Source organism: Thermoflexus hugenholtzii, assembly GCF_018771565.1.
Classification (GTDB): domain Bacteria; phylum Chloroflexota; class Anaerolineae; order Thermoflexales; family Thermoflexaceae; genus Thermoflexus; species Thermoflexus hugenholtzii_A.
In genome coordinates this window covers 2,435,395-2,454,842 of sequence record NZ_CP076326.1, presented here as the reverse complement: position 1 = coordinate 2,454,842, position 19,448 = coordinate 2,435,395, and the positions used below count along the sequence as shown (strand labels likewise).

The window sequence follows — 19,448 nt, the reverse complement described above, 5'->3', positions numbered from 1 at the left end:
TGTTAGAGGAACAGGGAATCCAACCCCTCCTGCCAAGCCCAAGGGTCGAACCCTTTCGCCTTTCCCGGCGCAGTCGCGCATCGTCCGGCGCGAATGTCCCGCTCCGGAGTCCCTCTCGACGTATGGCGCCTTAGGAGCGCTTCCGCCGCAGCAGAAGGACCCCGAGCAGTCCGAGCAACCCGAGCAATCCGCCCAATTGCAGCAGGGCGGCCAGGGCGTTGAGGATCAGCAGGATGCTCATCAGCGTGAAGAAGCCTCCCACCCCGATCAAGAGGTTCGAGGGCAGCCAGAGCTCCCACGAATCGATCACGACCGACTGCGGCGACTGGGGGTCGTAGAGCACCTTGACCCTGGCCCCGGTGCGATAGGACGGCGGATTGCTGCCGGTGCCGCCCTGGAAACGAACGGTTTGACCCTCCGCTGTGCGAAACTCCACGATCGGGTAGAAAAAGGTCTTGCCCCGATGGTCGGCGAGGGGAACCATTTCCACGACCCGACCTTCCGCCGGAAGCATCGTGGCGACCATCTCCTGGGTGTGGGCGCGCCACTGCCATCCCAGGGACAGGATGCCCAATCCGATGACGAGCATGATGGGGCCGACCCAAAAACCCCTGAGGCGCGTGATCGAGTTGATGATCCATAGGCTCATCATGGCCACCCTCCGTGAGCAGGGCGAGTCTTAGTGCGATGCCGAGCCGGCCCTATCCGAGCTCCTCCAAAGGCGTTTCCCTTTCCTCCGGGCGCGGGGGAGGGGGCCGATGGGAAGCGAATGGGAAGCCGGATGCGGGAAAACTGGTTCATGGCTTCACCTCCTCGGTCAGGCGCGGGCGGAGATTTCATACGCCGCGCGCAGGCCCGATTCAATGGCGCCCTGGATCCAGGCATGGCAGAGCGAGGTGTGTTCCCCGGCGAAGTGGATGCGGCCCTCGGGGGCCACGATGGAGTCATGCAGCAGGGTCTGCTGGCCGGGATCGAACAGGGCGAAGGCGCCGCCGGCGAATTCATCATCGTGCCACATCCAGGAAGCGCCGGCCTCGAATTCCTCCAGCACCTGCGGATGGATCAGGGCCACGTTTTCCAGGGCCTGCTCGATGCGATCCGCCGGGGAAAGCGACCCCCAACGCTGGGCATCCTCCGACCAGGTATAGGAGGCCAGGAGGACGCCGCGCCCCGTCTCGCGGCCGTGATCGGGATAGTAGAGATTGCGGATGGGCAGATCGGTGATCGTCCCGCCGCCGAAGATCCCGTCGTCTTCCTCCCAGAAGCGGCGGCGGCACTGGAAGAAGATCTTGGCCGCGGCATCGTAATGCAGCTGGCGGATGGCCCGCTGTTTGGCTCGGGAGAACGGCTGGAGGATCTCGATGTGCCGCAGGACCGGGAAGGGGATGGTCAGGATGGCGTAATCCCCTTTCTCGCTGAAGCGCCCGGCCCGGGTCTGAAAATGCACGGTCACGTCCTCTGGGGATTGGTCGATGGCAATGACCCTGGCCCCAAAACGGATATCGTCCATCAGTTCCGGCAGGAAAGCGCAGGGCAGGGCGTCCATGCCGCCTTCCAGTTCGATCATGTCGGTGTAGTAATGCCCGGCCTCCTCACGAAACAGTTCCAGGAAGGATGAATTCATGAGCGCCTCCTGGTTCATCAACAGGCCGAACATCTCGATCATGCCCTCCGACCACCCGTCCCGCTCCAGGAATTCGCGGATCGAGTATTCGTCATAACGGGCGACGATCTGCTCCCAGGCGGCCTCGCCTTCCTTTTCCAGCAGGTCTAACAGGGGCTGGATGGCCTTCTTCCATATTGCGGCCGCGGTCCGGCCGCGCTCGTGGGGCGCCACGTCGAAACCGAGCCGATCGGGGTGGGCGTTGGCCTCGGCTAGGCGCAGTTTCCGACCGCCGACATACACCCAGGCGTTGGGGTTGTCCATCGTGAAATCCCGGGTCTTCAGCCCGAATTTTTGGATATAGGCCATCGTCAGGCGATGCGCGCGGGGGATGCGCATGGCGCCGGCTTCGGCATACAGGCCGTGCGTGAACGGCTCCCGCAGCGTGTAGATGCGCCCGCCCACGCGCGGGCGCGCCTCCAGCAGCACCGGCCGATGCCCGGCGCGCTTCAGCTCGTAGGCGGCCACCAGCCCGGCCATGCCCGCCCCCACGACCACCACCTTTCGCGGGTGGCCGGTGGGCGGCAACCCTTTCTCGATGAGCGTGAGAGGATCGAACCGGGTCATTCGTCCTCCCGATAGCGTGACGCTTACGGTTTCCCCTGCTCGGTTTCAGCTGGCGCTTCCCCGCGCGTCAGCAGGTCCCACAGTTCTTCGGCCGATTTGAAGAACCATTGCCGGCGGCCATCGAGCGAGCGCAACACACCCCGCCACTCGCCCGGCGCAGCCAGCTCGCTCGGCTCCTGCCAGATGCGCACGATGTAGGTGATTTGACGTCGTTTTATGTTCACGTCAGGGTGCCAGGATGCTATGAACCTGGGAGGTGCGGCGGGTTCCCGCTGCGCTTTCTACTCCACACAGCGATAGGGCGGTCATTGGAGACGCCTCCTAAGCCACCGCCGGGATTCCAGCTCCTCACGGAATGGTGTAAGAGAGCAGGACGATCTCCGTCACTCCCGCGTCGCTCGATCCCCTCGTTTTCACCCACCCGACCCCCCGCGCATACCAGGACGCGTTCGTCTCCGTCATCGAAGAAACCGGAACGCCGGAGAAGGAGAGGTCCATCTTGTGCGAGCAGTCCACCCGCAGGGCTTCAAAGTCCCCGGCCGGCACGCTCACCCGCTCCATGCCAACGGCTTTGCAAGACCGATCCATCACCCCGCGCACTTCGATGCTCTGGCCTTCCCGCTCAAACCGGCCTGCCAGCACAATGTTCTGCCTCCACTCCATGCCCGGCCGGGGATCCGCCGGGAACGTGAGGCCCGTGTTGGATTCCACGGTAAAGTTCATCTGCATGCCCGCCGCAGCTACAGACGGACCGGAGGCAGGCGTCAGGCTGATGAGATTGCCCTCCCGACACTCCCAACTCCCCCGGCGGGTGACACCGGCGCTGAAGACGTCCTGATCGTCGAAGCCGTTTTCGCGGACGTTGACGATCGAGCGGGTGAACGTGTCGCCCACGGGGCCGCTCATCTGATACGTCCAGGAGGCGCCCGCCACCACCGGGTAGTAGGGGTTCTGGCACGGGCCGGCGGCAGGCGCAGGGGGAACCGGCGTGGCGGTGAGCGAAGGCCGGGCCGTCGGTTCCGGGGCGGGCGTGGCGGGGCCCCCGGCGACGGCCCGAACCGTCGGCGTGGCGGAGACCTCGGCGGTCGGTGCGCGGCCCGACGAGCAGGCCGACAGAATCAGGACCACAGCCGTCAGGGCCAGACGGATGATCTTCATCGTCTTCCTCCTTTCTTTGCAAACAGGCAGACCTGAGATCCCGGCTTAGCGAAGAATCAGAGGACAGGTTTTTTGTGAAACACGACCGATCGCCGCCCCCGATCAGGCCTTTGTCGCTGGGGTGGGCAAGCCGCTCTTGCCGGCAACGAGGGCGGCGGCCTTTTCGCCCAGCTCCCGAAATCGGGCCGAGATCGAATTCAGGCGCTCCGCCCACTCCGGACTCGGCCTCTGGCCTTCGATGGCCTTGAAGTAGACCTGCACGATGCAGGTCATCACGAAGGGATCCACCAGCGCGGCCTTCAGCGCGTATGCGGCGACGATGGCGAGGATCAACAGCCAGAAACCGGCCAGACCGGGTATCCAGGCCACGAGGGCGGCAACCGGCGCAATCGCCAGAAGAAAGATCCCAAAGGACAATATCCAGGCGAAGATGGCGAGCGATACCGCGTTTTTGAGCAACATCCGGTAGTTCTGGGCGTAGAGGATCACGCCGTCCCGGGCGCCGGCCCAGGGATTCTCTGAGTGGGTGCGGATGATGTAGGCGAGGATCGCCTCGTCCACGTAGGCGAGCGAGAGATGGATCACTGCGGTAATGAACCTCATCCCGGTCGTCAGCCCTGGTATGGGCAGGAATTCGCTGAGGCTCAGCACTGTCCGGTTGAAGGCTTGGAGGATGCTCTTGATGATCTGGTCGACGCCGAACAGCACCGATGCCTCCACGAAGCGAGCCTTGACGATCTGGGCGCCGTAAGCGATCTGACCCTTCCCCTCCGGGATCGGCCGATCGTCGAGCAGGTGCACCAGCACCGCGATGTGGCCGGCCTTGACGATATACAGCAGATACTCGCGAGCAAAGTACAGCGCCCCCGAAACGACGCTAAAGCCGACCAATCCGCCCCAAAACGCTCCGCTTCCCGCCCCATCCGCATCTTGAAGGATGCGGCCCAGCATGTATCCAATGCCGGCGCCGCCACCGGTGGCCGCTATATACGCGAGCGTGATGCCGAAGTAGATAGCGAGACGAAACCCGATGAACGGGAGGGTGCGAAGCATCAGGCTGAAGGTCTTGCCGATGTCAAAATCCCACATGATGCCCTCTCGTCTTTTAATCCGTGGCGAGATCAGCCCGGATGGATGGTTGAGCGCCTGTTCATCAGCCGCGATGGGCGAGATCGGATGCAGGAAGGCGGCCGGATGCATCGCCTCTGCGGACAGAGCCCGGGCGTCCGGCATGATCGCCCTGATTATCCGGGGGAAGCGTCTTCCAAACGTCCTCAAAGCGTCCCCGGGGGAACGGCCTGCCCGGCCTTGTCATGGCGAGAGAAGCGCTTCGGGGGCTTCACCCGCCTTGCGAGGGCGGGGGATGGGGGCGAAGGGATCCGGGGCGCTCAAAGGCAAGCGAGAAGGATGGGGCGCAGGGAGGAGTCGGGGTCCAGCGCCAGGTGAAGGGGAGCATAGGCGCTTTCAGCCAGGGCGCGCAGCTCGGCGCGGCAAGCTTGCGCCGGTTCGGCCTGATGGAGCGCCTCATAGAGGCGGAACAACATCATCAGGCTTTCGCCCATCAACGGTTGGTCCGGGCAGGCGCGCGCCAGGTTCAGGGCGCGCTGCGCGGCGGCCAGGGCTTCGGCGGGGTTCCCCTGCCTCTCCAGGTAAGCTGTTCGAACCAGGCTGGCCCGCGCCTGCTGGGGAACTTCGCCGGAGGCCCGCGCCGCCTCCGACAGGCCCTCGAACAGCGTCCAGTCGGGCGTCCCGCCCTGGGCCTGGGCCATCAGCGCCTCCAGCTGCGCCTGCTGAACGAACTGCGGCACGCCGCTGGCCTGCGCCGCCTGGAGGGCGCGCCGACAGGCCCCCAGCGCTGATTCCCACCGGCCCAACAGTCGCCACAACCCGGCGCGTGCCAGGCCGGTCAAAAACACCACGGGGTGCAGCTCGAGGGCGGCGGCCTCGGCTTCCAGTCCTGTTAGCGAATCGGCAGGGGCGCGCCCCTGCGCCAGGTCGGTGAGGGCCAGGTAGGCGCGCAGCAGCAGCTGCCCATACCTGCTTTCCACTTGTCGAGCAGCTTCGAATCCCCGCTCAAAATCCTGGCGTGCCTCCTCCAGTCCGCCCATGCGCAGGAGAGCGGCGCCGCGCCCGGCGAATTTGACCCACATGTTGGGCTGGTGGGATGCCCCGGCCAGTTCGAGGGCTCGTGAGTAGATGCGAACGGCTTCGCCGTAACGTCCCTGATTGAGGGCGATTTGTCCCAGCATAGTCAGAGCGGCAGACTCTATGCGACGCAAACCGCCCTTGTGGGAGGGTTCGATTGTTTTCGCAAGCATTTCCTGCGCCTGATCGTAGTTCTGCACAAAGACCAGCGCCGTGCCGAGATGCGTCAGGCTTTGGAGGGCCTGGGCAGAGAGGCCGTTGGTGGACTCTTCCAGCGACAGGGCCTCCTGCAGATCCTGGATCGCTTCGTGGAGGTGTCCCATCAACAAGGCGGCCATGCCGCGGACGCTGAGGGCATGGGCGATGGCCGGTTTTTCTCCCAGGGTGCGGGCGATGTCCAGGGACTGGCTGGCGGCTTGGTGCGCTTCGGGATAGCGGTCGCAGGTGTGGAGGACGGATGCTTGACGAATCAGGGCGTCGGTATACAGGGAGGGAAATTCGCGGCAGGCGGCGAGAGCGATTTCGATTTGGGAGAGCGCTTCGGCTGTCTGGCCACGATGGTGAGCGATCACCACGCGCTGCAGAGCCGCCCGCGCCCGCAGTTCCCGGCTTTCGCGGGAGGCGGTTTCTGCCCCCAGCAGGGCGACTGCCTGCTCGATGACCTCTTCCGCCTGCTCAAAGGTGCCCAGGTCGGTCAGTTCCTGGGCGTGAACCAGATAGAAGCGTGCCGCTGGAAGGGGTTTTTGGGCCGCCTCGTAATGGGCGGCGATCTCTGCCGCAAACCCGGCGCGCCCGGCATGGACGTTTTCCAGGGCGCGGGCCGCCTGCTCGTGGAGTCGGACCTTGCGATCGAGGGGGATTTCGTCAAGGATGATCTGGTAGATGAGCTGGTGTGGGAACATGTAATCGTCCGGCCCCGACGAGGCTGCATCCAGCACCAGGCCCTGGCCTTGCAGGCCATCCAGCACAGTGGCGCAGGCAGCCGGGGACCAGCCGAGCAGGGTTTCCAGTTCGCGGTGGGAGAAGGAAAAGCCCAGCACCGCCGCGGCTTCGAGCATCTGCTGCGCCTCGCGATCCAATCGGGCCAGCCGCATCCGGATCGCCTCGCGCAGGGTGAGCAAGGGCCGGCGAGAGAGCTGCTGAGCCTGACGCAGGCTTTCGGCGCCTTCACACAACAGGAGGGGAATCCCACGGGCATAACTGTTGATCTCATCATACAGGGCAGGGGTGAGGGTCTGGCGGCCCAGCAGCTTGTCCAGCAAGAGGCGGGTTTCCTCTTCGGTAAAGGCGCGCAGGGGGATTTCCCGCACGCAGCGACGGCGACGTAGCTCCCGTTTGAGGTCGAGTAACGCGGCAGGCACCCCGGTGGTGCGATGGGTGACCAGGAGCATAAGCGGCACGGTCTGACAGGCGTCGGCCAGGTCCGCCAGTAGTTCGAGGGAGGCGGCGTCCGCCCAGTGGACATCTTCCAGCACCAGCGCCAGTGGCCTTTGCATCGCCAGGAATTGAAGGCCCTGGCGCAGGGCGACGCGCAGTTCGGCGGCATCGGGCTGGGCAGGGGCGAGCAGGCCGGGGCGCAGCAGGCTCAAATCGGGAACCAGCAGGAGGATGCGACTCAGCCATTCGGGCGGGATCTCGGCGCTGCGCGCCAGCAGGGGTGCGGCGGCCGCAAAAATCTGGCGCCAGGGAGCGTAGGGGTGCGGGAGCGCGCCTCTGGCCAGGGGCGGACAATGTCCCCAAAACACGTGAGGCGACTTTTCGCCGGAGGGTTCGAGGAAACGATAGAATGCCTCGCGCACCAGCGCGGTCTTGCCTACCCCGGCCTCACCCGAGATGAAGACCATCTGGCCCTGACCATTCCGCAAAGCGGCGAGGAGGGCTTGTAGCTGGGCTAGCTCATGGGCGCGGCCGACGAAATGCGGCTCAGGCGGGATTTTCTTTTGCGGCGCGAGACGCGGCAGGCGGTTATTGAGGATGTCGTTGTAGAGGGCCATTATTTCGGGCATGGGCCGGGTGCGCAGATCACGCTCCAGGTCGCGCGCCAGCCTTTGATAGGTAGCGAGCGCAGCGGCGCGGTTGCCCGTAAGCGCCTCCAGCGTCATCTGCAACCGCGCGGCTTCCTCATCCCAGGGGTCCTGGGCGGTCAGCTTGCGCGCCCATCTCAAGGCGCGGGCGAGTTGATTCTGGTCGAGGCAAGCCTGGATCAGCCTTTTCAGCAGATCCAGATAGCGGCTGCGTAGCTCTTCGCGGCGGGCCAGGATGATCTCATCCATGTCCACGCCCGGCGCCAGGTCGCCGGCATACAGGCGGACGATTTCTTCCAGCTCGTCGATGTCGCTGCTTTCGCGCTCAAAGGCGCGCACATCCAGCCAGCAATCCTCCGAATCCGCCCACGAAACGGTCTGCGGGTAGTCACTCCTTTTGGTATTGATAATGCTTGAAGGTCAAGAACTCTTCCCAGGTCCAGATATGATCGGTCAACCCGATGGCCATCGCCGGCGTCCGCGGCCGATACCGCCGCCCCTCCGGCAGGCCCTCCCCCGCTTCCCGCAAGGCCCGATGGGGCCGCAGCCAGTTGTGCTCAAACAAACAGAGGATCACCAGCGCATCCCAGGTCCCTGTCGTCTTCGCAAAGGCATGGGTCTTACGCGTCAGCGCATTCAACCGATCGCGCAACATGCCATTCAACCGTTCCTCATGCACCGGATAGGGGCAATCCACCGCCTCCCCCAGAACCTGACGCACCTCCACGCGCACCATCCGGCCCTGATGACGACGCTTGACCGCTTGCGTCAACCCCACCCCAGGCGTGAGCACCAGGGGCGGACGCCCCCGCTTTCCCGTCGGTTGCGCGTCCCGATAGACCTGACGAACCGCCCGTCGGTAGACCGGCCGTCCATCGCTGATCCAGATCACGCCCCTCCTGCCAGATGTGCGCTGGCGGGTCTGCGCCACCACCTTCGGCGCGACCTCATCCTCCGAAGACCCAAAGCCCCACGCCACCACAAAACGAGTCGCCCGGTCCTGGCTCAAACATCCCCAACGCGGGCCCACCCCGCCCGCCGAGGCGTCTGGATCTCCAGCCTCTGGACACTTTTTTTGACAAACGACCAGAAAGCATCCACCTCGACCTCGCTCAAATGCAGGTCGTGGACCAGGACCTCGGTGAGGGCCTCAGCGTGTTGGGCGGCCATCCGGAGCCATCGGCCAATGGTTTCATATTTGTGGCCGGTGATCTCCTCAGCGGCGCTCAGGCTCCCCCGACGCATCACCACCAGCAGGGTGCGCGCCACTTCCGCAGGGGTCACACGCAAGCGATACATCGCCGTGCCCAGGGTAGGCCCAAACGAGCGCCCGCAGTTCCGACAGACCCAACGGGGCCGCCCACCCTTACTGCCGTTCTTTACCACATGGGTGGCCCCACAGCGAGGGCAGGGGGGGTTCTGGGAATTGGGCTTTCGATTCATCGGGCCCACCTCCGTCGGAATCTGGCCCCGATTATACCACCGAGCACTACTCAGGGGGGTGATTACCGGTCTGCGAGGAGACACGCAAAAACCGTTGGGCAGGAGGAGGGAGCGCGTTACGCAGGAGGTAGAGGTGACGGCGCAGGTTTGCCAGGGCGCCCGCCTCAGTCTCGTCAGGCCAGAGGGAGAACGCCAGCGCTTTGCGCGATAGCGGTTGTCCGCTCTGGAGCAGCAGGCGCACGAACAGCCGCAGCAAACTTTCACGTCGTGGCAGGGGGACGATCTTTCCCCCTATCTCCAGGCGGACTTCGCCCAATAAAAAAATCCGCAGATGCGCTGAGAGCGCGCGCATATCTCGGTCTTTCTGAGATGATAAAACGCTGCCCAGGGGCTGCTCGGGCACAAGGAGGTGGAGACGACAATGATCTGCGCACGAATCCGCACGAGCGGAGAGGACAGGTGCTCTGACGCAGTGACCTGGCCATGTGCGGCCCGCTGGACCTTGAGGATCAGAAAGCCGCCTATGGGCCTCCCCGTCGAGATCAGGCCTCTGGGTCCGTGCCGTGCTGACCGCCAGAGTTATTTTTGCTAATAGTTAATAAAAATATATCCTAAGAAGAGAGGGCTGTCAAGCGGCGATCCTGTGCGGGTGTGTCCTGATTTTGTCGGGCCTGGCCGCCTTGTAGGACAACTGCGAGCAGTTGTCCTACAGGAGCGCCGTCGACCTTCGCGAGGCTGAAGGGAAGCCAAGTCCTTTGGGCTTCAAAATCGCCGGGGTTGCCCTCGTATCCCGGGTCGACGCTCCTTGGGCAAACGCAAGGTGTTTCCGGTTCAATGAAAGGGGGCGGCCTCCGTTCGGCCGCCCCCTTTCCGGTTTCGGTGGCGAGGGCTCCTGCGCCCTTTCAGCTCCAGTCGCCCTTCTTGATGCGGGCCAGGAACTCGGCGTTGCTGCGGGTCTTGGCCAGGGCGTTGAGGAGGGACTCCATCACCTGGGTGAGGTCGTAGCCGCCCCCATCCGGCGGCGGGGCCATCATCCGGGCGATCATCCGCCGCAGCAGCCACACCTTCTCCAGGGTGTCCGGGTCCAGCAGCAGCTCCTCCCGGCGCGTCCCCGAGCGCTCGATGTCGATGGCCGGGAAGAGGCGGCGCTCCGCCAGCTTCCGGGAGAGGTGCAGCTCCCAGTTGCCGGTCCCCTTGAACTCCTCGTAGATCACGTCGTCCATCCGGCTCCCCGTGTCGATCAGACAGGTGGCCAGGATGGTGAGCGAGCCCCCGTTCTCAATGTTGCGGGCGGCGCCGAAGAACCGCTTGGGCGGATACAGGGCCGCCGAGTCCAGCCCGCCCGTCCAGGTGCGGCCGCTGGGCTCCACCACCAGGTTGTAGGCCCGGGTGAGCCGGGTGATGGAGTCCAGGAGGATCACCACATGCTTGCCTCCCTCCACCATGCGCTTGGCCCGCTCCAGGGCCAGCTCGGCCACCTTGATGTGGTTCTCCGGCGGCTCGTCGAAGGTGCTGTGGACCACCTCGGCCTCCACCGAGCGGTCCATGTCGGTGACCTCCTCCGGCCGCTCGCCGACCAGCACGACCATCAGGTGGACGTCGCGGTAGCGGGTGGAGATGGCGTTGGCGATGTTCTTGAGGACGGTGGTCTTGCCGGCCTTGGGGGGCGAGACGATGAGCCCGCGCTGCCCGCGCCCGATGGGAGCCACCAGGTTGATCAGCCGCGTGGTGAGGTTCTTGGGGTCCGTCTCCAGATCGAACATCTGGTTCGGGAAGATGGGGGTGAGCTCCTCGAACCGCGGCCGCTGGCGGGCCTGCTCCGGGTCCAGCCCGTTGACGGCCTCCACCCGCAGGAGGCTGTAGTATTTCTCCGTCTCCTTGGGCGGGCGGATCTGGCCGACAACAAAGTCCCCTCGACGGAGCCCGAAGCGACGGATCTGGGACTGGCTGACGTAGATGTCGTTGGGGCTGGGGAGGAAGTTGGGGTTCACCCGGAGGAAGCCGATCATCCCCAGGGAGTCGTCCTCCACGATCTCCAGCGTCCCGCCGCCGAAGGCGTAGCCCTGCTGCTCCGCCTTGGCCTGGAGCAGCCGCATGATGAGGTCCTGCTTCTTCAGGCGGCTGTAGCTCGGGATCTTGAGGGAGCGGGCCAGATCGCGGAGCTCATCCAGGGTCTTGGATTCCAGATGGATGTAATCGAAATCCAGGATGGGAACCTGAACCTGCGCCTGTTCCATGTCCATGGTCCTTCCGCTCAGGATGAGGATAGATGACCGCTGTGCATCGCGCCCGCCGGGGGCCGGACCGGGAGACGGCAGTGCGCCCGCTGGATCCTTGCCTTACAGGGTTATCTTCGGGGACGATGCCTCAGGCGGCTGAAGCACCCTCATTATATCGGGCTCTCGGGCCGGCGTCAAACCCGGGCCTCCCCACGGGGTTTCCCCCAGGGTCCCGGCCGGCCCCCGAGGTGTGTCCAAAAATCGTAGGACAACTGCAGGCTGTTGATCGGCATCCGAATCTCTTCAGGCGGGAAGAGCCTGTCCTGCCCAGCGGCCAGACCGGACAAATTTGGGACACACCCGTCCCCGGGGGTGTGTCCCAAGATCGTAGGACAACTGCTCGCAGTTGTCCTACAAGGCGGCCAGGCCCGACAAAATCGGGGCACACCCGCCCCCGGCCGGAAGTTGACAGGATTCCCAAGGCGGGGTATATTCAGGGGCAAAACTCCATACCGTAAAAGACGAAGAACGGGAGGAGTAGGCCCTGGGCCGGCGCCCAGAGAGGCGGGGGAAGGTGGAAGCCCGCTGCGCACGCCAGGGCTGAATGGGCCCGGGAGTCGCCGGACGAACGGGGCAAGAACCGCCCTTAGTAGTCCCGGCCGGAGTCGCCACCGTTATCCGGGCGGAGGGGATCGGAAGCCCGCGCTTCCTGTCCCCGCGAAAGAGTGGGGCTGGCCGACGAACCCCCTCGTCCCACCGGCGAGGGGGTTTTTGTTTCCGGCGGCCGGCCTCAGGAGGGTGGCACCACGGGCCATCCGGCGCCCGTCCCTCATCGAGGGGCGGGCGCTTTTTTATCCGCCCTCCGTCGATCCAAAGGGGGCTTTCACCTCGAAAGGAGCCGAGAATGCGACGCCTGATCCGGCGGACGATGTCGGCGGACCTCTGGACGCCCATCGGGCTCTACCAGGCCCTGAGCCCGGAGGGCCCCTCGTTCCTCTTTGAGAGCGTGGAGGGCGGGGCCTATCTGGCCCGCTATTCGTTCATCGGCCTGATGCCCCGCCGCGTCTACCGCGTGGACGGATGGCGGATGGAAGAGCGCGGGCCGGCGGGATGCCGGACCTATGATCTGCGTCAGGTCCACCCCTTCGTGGTGTGGCGGGAGGCCCTCGAGGCGATGGCTCCGGAATCGGCGGCGGAGCCTTTGCCCCGCTTCATCGGGGGGCTGGCAGGCTACCTGGGCTATGAGATGGCCGCTTTCTTCGACCGCGTGCCCCGCGCCCCCGGGGATGCCCTCGCCTTCCCGGATGCGATCCTGATGCAGGTGGAGACCCTGCTGGTCTTCGACCACGTGACCCAGACCCTCACGCTGTTCGCCTTAGCCGAACCCGGTGCCGAGGGCGAGGCGGAGGCGCGGCTAACCGTCCTGGAGCGCCGCCTCCGGGATCCGGTGCCGGCCTCGTCCATCCCAGCGTCCACCCCCGCCGCCGGGGCTTCCTGGGAGACCCGGGTGGATGCGGGGCGGTTTCGGGAGATGGTCCGGGCGGCCCAGGCCTACATCGCCGCCGGCGACGCCTTCCAGATCGTCCTCGCCCGCCGCTGGAGCCGTCCCATCGCTGTTCCACCCTTCGCCATCTACCGGACGCTGCGGCGCCTGAACCCTTCCCCCTATCTCTTCTTCCTGAACCTGCCGGGCCTGGGGCGGAACGGGGAGGACCTGGCGCTGATCGGTGCCTCCCCGGAGATGCTGGTGCGGGTGGAAGGCGGGGAGGCCACCCTCCGCCCCATCGCCGGGACGCGTCCCCGCGGCCGCTCCCCGGAGGAGGATGGGGCCCTGGAGCAGGAGCTGCGGGCCGACCCCAAGGAGCAGGCGGAGCACGTGATGCTGGTGGATCTGGGCCGCAACGATCTGGGACGGGTGTGCGACTACGGGACGGTGCGGGTGGAGGAGTTCATGGTGGTGGAACGCTATTCCCACGTGATGCATCTGGTCTCCACGGTGCGAGGGCGGCTGCGGCCGGGCTGTGACGCCCTGGACGCCCTGGCGGCCGCCTTCCCGGCGGGAACGGTCTCCGGAGCCCCCAAGGTGCGGGCGATGGAGATCATCGCCGAGCTGGAGGGGGAGGCGCGAGGGCCCTATGCCGGGGGCGTGGGCTATTTCGACCCGCGGGGGAACGCCGACTGGTGCATCACCATCCGCACGGTGATGGTGCAGGGAGACACAGCGATGGTGCAGGCCGGCGCCGGGGTGGTGGCGGATTCCATCCCCGAGCGGGAGGAGGAGGAAACCCGCAACAAGGCCCGGGCGATGCAGCTGGCGGTTGATCTGAGCCATGGGGCGGATAGGCGCTGAAGACGAAAGGGGGTCGCGATGCTGCTGGTGATCGACAACTACGATTCCTTCACCTACAACCTGGTCCAGATCCTGGGGCAGCTGCTCCGGGAGGCCGGGCGCACGGATGTGCCCCTCCGGGTGGTCCGCAACGACGCGGTGGATCTGGAGGACATCATGGCGATGGAACCCTCAGCGGTGGTGATCTCGCCGGGGCCGGGTCGGCCGGAGGAAGCCGGCATCACCATCCCGGCGATCCGGGCCCTCAGCGGCCGGACGCCGCTTCTGGGCGTCTGTCTGGGCCACCAGGCCATCGCCGCCGCCTTCGGCGGCCGCGTGGTGCGAGCGGGACGGCTGATGCACGGCAAGGCCTCGCCGGTCCTCCACCAGGGGGATGCGCTCTTCGCCGGGCTGCCCAGCCCCTTCATGGCCGGCCGCTACCACTCCCTCCTGGTGGCCGAGCCCCTTCCGGAGCCCCTGATGGTCACCGCCCGCACCCCCGAGGGGGAGATCATGGCGCTGCGCCACCGCCACCATCCCACCTTCGGGATCCAGTTCCATCCCGAGTCGGTCCTCACCCCGGAGGGCGTGCGGTTGCTGCGGAACTTCCTGCGGATCGCCGGATACCTGGATCCGGCGCCCGCCATCTCTTCCGGATCCTTAAGGGGAGGAGGTTCGCGATGATCCGGGAAGCGATCGCCAAGCTGGTGCGACGGGAGGATCTCACCCTGGAGGAGGCTGAGGCGGCGATGGGGGCGATCATGCAAGGGGAGGCCACGCCGGCGCAGATCGGGGCCTTCCTGATCGCCCTGCGGATGAAGGGGGAGACCATCCCCGAGATCATCGGATGCGCCCGGGCGATGCGCCGGGCGATGCAGCGGGTGCCCTACGAGGGGGTCGCGGTGGACACCTGCGGCACGGGCGGCGATGGGGCTCGCACCTTCAACCTCTCGACGGCGGCGGCCTTCGTCGTCGCCGGGGCAGGGGTGCCGGTGGCCAAACACGGCAACCGGGCGGTCTCCAGCCCCAGCGGCAGCGCCGATCTCCTGGCCGCCCTGGGCGCGGCCCTCACCCTGACCCCTGAGCAGGCCGCCCGCGCCCTGCGGGAGGTCCGCTTCGCCTTTCTCTTCGCCCCCGCCTTCCACCCGGCGATGAAGCATGCCATCGGCCCCCGCCGCGAGATCGGCGTCCGCACCATCTTCAACATCCTGGGCCCCCTCTGCAACCCGGCCGAGGTCCCCTATCAGGTGATGGGCGTGTTCGACCCAACCCTGGTGGAGCCTCTCGCGGAGGTCCTGGGCGCGTTGGGCAGCCGGCGGGCCTTCGTGGTGTGCGGGGTGGGCAACGTCGACGAGGTGACCCCGGCCGGCCCCGCCCGGGTCGCCGAATACGCCGACGGCCGGGTCCGATCCTGGATCTTCGACCCGGCCGATTATGGGATCCCGCGGGCGCCCCTGGAGGCCCTTCGGGGCGGCACGCCGGAAGAGAACGCCCAGCGGCTGCGGAGGTTGTTCCAGGGGAAGGAGAACGGCCCGCTGCGGGCGGCGGTCCTCCTCAACGCCGCCTTCGCCCTGCGCGCCGCGGAGCAGGTGGCGGACTTGCGGGAGGGACTAACGCGGGCCGAGGAAGCCCTCGAGGGCGGAGCGGCCCTGGCCGTCCTGGAGGACTACGTGGCCTTCACCCAGCGAGGCGCTCAGGAGCCCTGAGCATGTCCGTGCTGCAAAAGATCCTGGCCTGGAAGCGCGAGGAGCAGGCCCGGCGGATGCGGGAGCGCCCGCTCCCGCTGGTGCGGGCGGAAGCGGAGGCGATGCCGCCCCCACGGGACTTCGCCGCCGCCCTCGCCCGCCGGGGCGATCGCCCCGCCCTGATCGCCGAGGTCAAGCGGGCTTCCCCCTCCCGGGGAGACCTGGCCCCGACGGTGGACCCGGTGGCCCTGGCCGGGGCGTATCGGCGGGGCGGGGCGGCCGCTCTCTCGGTCCTCACCGACGCCCGCTTCTTCAATGGGGAGCTGGCCCACCTCCAGGCCGTCCGCCAGGCCTTCCCGGAGATGCCGATCCTGCGCAAGGACTTCACCCTGGATGCCTACGACATCTACGAGGCGCGGGCTGCGGGGGCCGACGCGGTGCTCCTCATCGTCGCCGCCCTGGAGCCTTCGCGTCTTGTGGATCTCCTCGCCCTCGCGGCGGAGCTGAGGATGACGGCCCTGGTGGAGGTCCATCGGGAGGAGGAGCTGGAGCGGGCCCTGCAAGCCGGGGCGCGGGTGATCGGGGTGAACCATCGGGACCTCCACACCCTGACGGTGGACCGAACGGTCTCGGCCCGGCTGCGGCCCCGCATCCCCGCCGGGATCCGGACGGTGGCGGAGAGCGGGCTGCGGACCCCCGCCGACGTCCGGGAGATGGGGATGTGGGGCTACGATGCGGTGCTGGTCGGCGAGGCGCTGGTGGAGGCCGGCCGGCGCCCGGACAGCTTCGATCTGGAGGCGGTGGTTCGCGCAACCCGGTCGCTGGCCGGTGGCGAAGAAGGGTGAGCCCGGACGAGGGGAGGCGACGGTGTTCATCAAGATCTGCGGGATCACGACCCTGGAGGACGCCCGGGCGGCCGTCGCGGCGGGGGCGGACGCGCTGGGCTTCGTCCTCTATCCGAAGAGCCCTCGCTATCTGCCGCCGGAGCGGGCGGCGGAGCTGGTGGCGCAGCTGCGCCGGGAGGCGCCCGGGGTGCGCTGCATAGGGGTGTTCGTGAACGAGCCGGCGGAGCAGGTGCGGGCGCTGCTGGAGCGCATCGGCCTGGATTGGGCCCAGCTCCACGGCGAGGAGCCCCTGGAGGTGGTGCAGGCCCTGGCGGACCGCGCTTACCGGGTGCTCCGGCTGCGCCCCGGGAGCGCCATCGATCCCACTCCCTACCGCGGGCGGCTGCCCGACGGCCCCACCCTGGGGGTGGACGCCTGGCATCCCACGGCCTATGGGGGGACCGGCCGGGTCGCCGACTGGGAGCAGGCGGCCCGGTGGGCCCGGGCGGAGCGCCTGCTTCTGAGCGGCGGGCTGACGCCGGAGAACGTGGCGGCGGCCATCGCCCGCGTCCGGCCCTGGGGCGTCGATGTCTCCTCCGGGGTGGAACAGGCCCCCGGGCGGAAGGACCCGGAGAAGGTGCGGGCCTTCATCGCCCGGGCGCGGGCCGCCTTCCGGGCCCTGCAGGAGGGGGTCCTTGTGGAACTTGAGGAGGAGGGCGGATGATCGCGCTGATCCCTCCACCGGTTTCGGAGCGGCCGGGCTACTTCGGGCCTTACGGCGGGCGGTATGTGCCGGAGACCCTCATCCCGGCTCTGGAGGAGCTGGAGCAGGCTTTCGAGGAGGCGCTGCGGGATCCGGAGTTCCTCCGGGAGTTCGAGACCCTGCTGCGCACCTATGTGGGGCGCCCCACGCCGCTGACGGAGGCCCGGCGGCTGGGAGAGGCCGTCGGCGCGCGGATCTTCCTCAAGCGGGAGGACCTGGCCCACACGGGGGCCCATAAGATCAACAACGCCCTGGGGCAGGCGCTCCTGGCGAAGCGCCTGGGCAAGCGGCGGGTGGTGGCCGAGACGGGGGCCGGCCAGCACGGGGTGGCCACGGCCACCGCCTGCGCCCTCCTCGGGCTGGAGTGCGTCATCTACATGGGCACCGCGGACATGGCCCGCCAGCGGCCCAACGTGTTCCGGATGCGCCTGCTCGGAGCCGAGGTGCGCCCGGTGGACGCCGGCTCCTGCACCCTGAAGGACGCCATCAACGAGGCCATCCGGGACTGGGTGACGAACGTGCGCACGACCCACTACCTGCTGGGCTCCGCCCTGGGGCCCCATCCGTATCCCGTGATCGTGCGCACCTTCCAGTCGGTGATCGGCGTCGAGGCCCGCTCCCAGATGCGGGAAGCCTTCGGACGGCTGCCGGACGTGGCGGTGGCCTGCGTGGGTGGGGGGAGCAACGCCATCGGCCTCTTCGCGGCCTTCCTGGAGGATCCGGTGGAGCTGGTGGGGGTGGAGGCGGGCGGGGAGGGGATCCCCACCGGCCGTCACGCCGCCCGCTTCGCCGACGGCGACCGGGGCCGCATCGGCGTCCTGCACGGAACCCGCACCTACGTCCTCCAGGATCCGTGGGGGCAAATCCTGGACACCCACTCGATCTCCGCCGGGCTGGATTACCCGGCCGTGGGCCCGGAGCACGCGTATCTGCGGGAGCGGGGGCGCGTCCGCTACACCGCCGTCACCGACGCCGAGGCCCTGGCCGCTTTCCGGGCCCTGGCCCGGCTGGAAGGGATCCTCCCCGCCCTGGAGTCCGCCCACGCCGTCGCCGAGGCCATGCGGATCGCCCGGGAGCGGCCCGGCGCGTGGATCCTGGTCAACCTCTCCGGACGGGGGGACAAGGACCTGGAGACCGTGGCGAAGGCCCTGGGGGAGGCGATCGGATGAGGGGCGTCGAGGCGGTGCGGGAGGCCTTCCGGCGCGCCCGGGCGGAGCGGCGCGCGGCGCTCGTCCTTTACTGGCCCGTCGGCTATCCGGACCTGGAGGCCTCGCTTCGAATCGTGGGCCTCCTGGCCCGGGCGGGCGCGGACCTGATCGAGCTGGGGTTGCCGTTCTCCGATCCCCTGGCGGACGGCCCGGTGATCCAGCGGGCGGTCCACCGGGCCCTGCAGGCGGGGTTCCGAACGCCCCAGATCCTGGAGGTCCTCGCCCGCCTGCGGGCGGAAGGCGTGGGCATCCCCCTCTGCCTGATGAGCTACGTCAACCCGCTCCTCGCCGCGGGGCTTCCGGGGTTCCTGGAGGAGGCGGCGCGGGCGGGGGCGGACGGGCTGATTGTCCCGGATCTCCCGCTGGAGGAGGCGGAGGCCATGCGGACGGCGGCGGGAGCGGCCGGCCTGGCCTGGATCCCCCTGGCGGCGCCCACCACGCCGGATGAGCGGCTGGCCCGCATCGCCGCCACCGCCACCGGGTTTCTCTATCTGGTTTCGGTCACGGGGATCACCGGGGCGCGGGATCGGTTGCCGGAGGAGGTGGTCGCGCACCTGCGTCGGGCCCGCCGGCATGCCGGCGGCGTCCCGGTGGCGGTGGGGTTTGGGATCTCCCGGCCGGATCATGCGGCCGGACTGGCTCCGGAGGCCGACGGGCTGGTGGTGGGCAGCGCCCTCATCCGGCATGCCGAGGCCTGCGGGTTCGACGAGGCCTCTCTGGCCGCCTTCGTCCGCGCCATGCGGGCGGCCGCGGCGCGCCCGGACGAAGGCCTCTCCTCGGCTCGGGGGCCGGGATGAGGGGCTGAAGCGGCACCTGCAACCCGATTCGGCGCACGGAGGGGTCATCGACCCGCAACCCCCGGATGGCCTCCTGCCGGGCCGAAGGCGCGCGCTTCATCGATCGGCTCGCGTTCGGCGATCGTTTGGAGTGCTCTTCCCTCGTAGGTTTCCGCCCTCGATTCTCCTAATTGCGTATCCGCGGATGTCCTTCCCAAGGCGGGAGGAATCGCATCCTCTGCGGAAAGGACGAAGGGGAGCAGGGATCCCCCCAAATAAGTTGGCAAAATGGGTATTGACATGGATCGGAAGGGATTCCACAATGGATGTGGAGACAATTAGAAGTAGCAATGAGGGTTCCTATGCCTTCTGCGTTACGCCTTTGGATATTGGGCGTGGGCTTGGCGGCGCTGGGGCTGGGTCTGGGGGGATGGATGCGGCTGGATCGGGAGGTCCAGCGAGATCGCTTTCCGCCCACCCCGGGGTGGGTCGATGCGCGGGGACAGGTGGACCTGGCGCGGTTTCCGACCCGCATTCCGGTGGTGGATGCGCAGGGTCGGCATGGGGGCTGGATCGATCTGCGGGAGGAGCCGTTCTTCATGGTTCCGCTCTGGAGATTCGCAATGCGGATCCCTTCACATGCG

15 protein-coding genes are annotated in these 19,448 nt (G+C 67.5%); 7 read left to right on the top strand and 8 right to left on the bottom strand.

Translation table 11 applies throughout. The features are described 5' to 3' along the window. Positions 1-130: 130 nt before the first annotated feature. The 8 genes from KNN16_RS11070 to rho form a co-directional block, all read right to left on the bottom strand. Positions 131-652 carry a DUF3592 domain-containing protein gene (locus KNN16_RS11070; protein ID WP_303896960.1) on the bottom strand — a complete coding sequence of 174 codons (522 nt, stop codon included), beginning with the start codon at positions 650-652 and terminating at the stop codon, positions 131-133. A gap of 165 nt (positions 653-817) precedes the next feature. Further along, a complete protein-coding gene (locus tag KNN16_RS11065; protein WP_303896959.1) occupies positions 818-2,230 on the bottom strand; it encodes a flavin monoamine oxidase family protein in 1,413 nt (470 codons plus the stop codon). Positions 2,231-2,578: 348 nt separating this feature from the next. Continuing rightward, entirely contained in the window at positions 2,579-3,388 is an 810-nt protein-coding gene (locus KNN16_RS11060) for a hypothetical protein (protein WP_303896957.1), read from the bottom strand. A 102-nt stretch (positions 3,389-3,490) separates the two neighbouring features. Then, entirely contained in the window at positions 3,491-4,477 is a 987-nt protein-coding gene (locus tag KNN16_RS11055) for a hypothetical protein (RefSeq protein ID WP_369685900.1), read from the bottom strand. 299 nt (positions 4,478-4,776) lie between these two features. Beyond that, the gene (locus KNN16_RS11050; RefSeq protein ID WP_303896953.1) at positions 4,777-7,896 is read right to left on the bottom strand and encodes an AAA family ATPase; all 3,120 of its coding nucleotides are present in this window, start codon (positions 7,894-7,896) and stop codon (positions 4,777-4,779) included. A gap of 49 nt (positions 7,897-7,945) precedes the next feature. Further along, a complete protein-coding gene (locus KNN16_RS11045; protein ID WP_303896951.1) occupies positions 7,946-8,587 on the bottom strand; it encodes a hypothetical protein in 642 nt (213 codons plus the stop codon). After that, on the bottom strand, positions 8,563-8,856 hold the full coding sequence (locus tag KNN16_RS11040; protein WP_303896281.1) for a hypothetical protein: 294 nt from the start codon (positions 8,854-8,856) through the stop codon (positions 8,563-8,565). The genes KNN16_RS11045 and KNN16_RS11040 overlap by 25 nt, the downstream gene beginning before the upstream one ends. A gap of 1,046 nt (positions 8,857-9,902) precedes the next feature. Beyond that, the gene (gene rho, locus KNN16_RS11035; RefSeq protein ID WP_322794824.1) at positions 9,903-11,243 is read right to left on the bottom strand and encodes a transcription termination factor Rho; all 1,341 of its coding nucleotides are present in this window, start codon (positions 11,241-11,243) and stop codon (positions 9,903-9,905) included. Positions 11,244-12,123: 880 nt separating this feature from the next. Here rho and KNN16_RS11030 point away from each other — a divergent pair. Genes KNN16_RS11030 through trpA form a run of 7 tightly spaced genes read left to right on the top strand, consistent with a single transcriptional unit; the run spans position 12,124 to position 18,825 of the window. Next, a complete protein-coding gene (locus tag KNN16_RS11030; protein WP_303896949.1) occupies positions 12,124-13,569 on the top strand; it encodes an anthranilate synthase component I family protein in 1,446 nt (481 codons plus the stop codon). Between the two features lie 18 nt (positions 13,570-13,587). Continuing rightward, the gene (locus KNN16_RS11025; protein ID WP_303896947.1) at positions 13,588-14,232 is read left to right on the top strand and encodes an aminodeoxychorismate/anthranilate synthase component II; all 645 of its coding nucleotides are present in this window, start codon (positions 13,588-13,590) and stop codon (positions 14,230-14,232) included. Further along, on the top strand, positions 14,229-15,254 hold the full coding sequence (gene trpD / locus KNN16_RS11020; RefSeq protein WP_303896945.1) for an anthranilate phosphoribosyltransferase: 1,026 nt from the start codon (positions 14,229-14,231) through the stop codon (positions 15,252-15,254). Before KNN16_RS11025 ends, trpD begins: the two co-directional genes overlap by 4 nt. Before the next feature lie 2 nt (positions 15,255-15,256). Next, complete coding sequence (gene trpC / locus KNN16_RS11015) at positions 15,257-16,078, top strand: indole-3-glycerol phosphate synthase TrpC (RefSeq protein ID WP_303896943.1); 822 nt, start codon at positions 15,257-15,259, stop codon at positions 16,076-16,078. A 22-nt stretch (positions 16,079-16,100) separates the two neighbouring features. Continuing rightward, positions 16,101-16,781 carry a phosphoribosylanthranilate isomerase gene (locus KNN16_RS11010; protein ID WP_303896942.1) on the top strand — a complete coding sequence of 227 codons (681 nt, stop codon included), beginning with the start codon at positions 16,101-16,103 and terminating at the stop codon, positions 16,779-16,781. Continuing rightward, positions 16,778-17,989, top strand: coding sequence for a tryptophan synthase subunit beta (gene trpB, locus KNN16_RS11005; protein ID WP_299286871.1), 1,212 nt, complete (start codon positions 16,778-16,780; stop codon positions 17,987-17,989). Before KNN16_RS11010 ends, trpB begins: the two co-directional genes overlap by 4 nt. After that, a complete protein-coding gene (gene trpA / locus KNN16_RS11000; RefSeq protein ID WP_303896940.1) occupies positions 17,986-18,825 on the top strand; it encodes a tryptophan synthase subunit alpha in 840 nt (279 codons plus the stop codon). Before trpB ends, trpA begins: the two co-directional genes overlap by 4 nt. Positions 18,826-19,448: the final 623 nt, after the last annotated feature.

Bases quoted from the DNA above. Each gene is read 5' to 3' on its own strand.
- KNN16_RS11070 (WP_303896960.1), bottom strand. From the start codon at position 652: ATGATGAGCCTATGGATCATCAACTCGATCACGCGCCTCAGGGGTTTT.
- KNN16_RS11065 (WP_303896959.1), bottom strand. From the start codon at position 2,230: ATGACCCGGTTCGATCCTCTCACGCTCATCGAGAAAGGGTTGCCGCCC.
- KNN16_RS11060 (WP_303896957.1), bottom strand. From the start codon at position 3,388: ATGAAGATCATCCGTCTGGCCCTGACGGCTGTGGTCCTGATTCTGTCG.
- KNN16_RS11055 (WP_369685900.1), bottom strand. From the start codon at position 4,477: ATGTGGGATTTTGACATCGGCAAGACCTTCAGCCTGATGCTTCGCACC.
- KNN16_RS11040 (WP_303896281.1), bottom strand. From the start codon at position 8,856: ATGTATCGCTTGCGTGTGACCCCTGCGGAAGTGGCGCGCACCCTGCTG.
- rho (WP_322794824.1), bottom strand. From the start codon at position 11,243: ATGGACATGGAACAGGCGCAGGTTCAGGTTCCCATCCTGGATTTCGAT.
- KNN16_RS11030 (WP_303896949.1), top strand. From the start codon at position 12,124: ATGCGACGCCTGATCCGGCGGACGATGTCGGCGGACCTCTGGACGCCC.
- KNN16_RS11025 (WP_303896947.1), top strand. From the start codon at position 13,588: ATGCTGCTGGTGATCGACAACTACGATTCCTTCACCTACAACCTGGTC.
- trpD (WP_303896945.1), top strand. From the start codon at position 14,229: ATGATCCGGGAAGCGATCGCCAAGCTGGTGCGACGGGAGGATCTCACC.
- trpC (WP_303896943.1), top strand. From the start codon at position 15,257: ATGTCCGTGCTGCAAAAGATCCTGGCCTGGAAGCGCGAGGAGCAGGCC.
- trpB (WP_299286871.1), top strand. From the start codon at position 16,778: ATGATCGCGCTGATCCCTCCACCGGTTTCGGAGCGGCCGGGCTACTTC.
- trpA (WP_303896940.1), top strand. From the start codon at position 17,986: ATGAGGGGCGTCGAGGCGGTGCGGGAGGCCTTCCGGCGCGCCCGGGCG.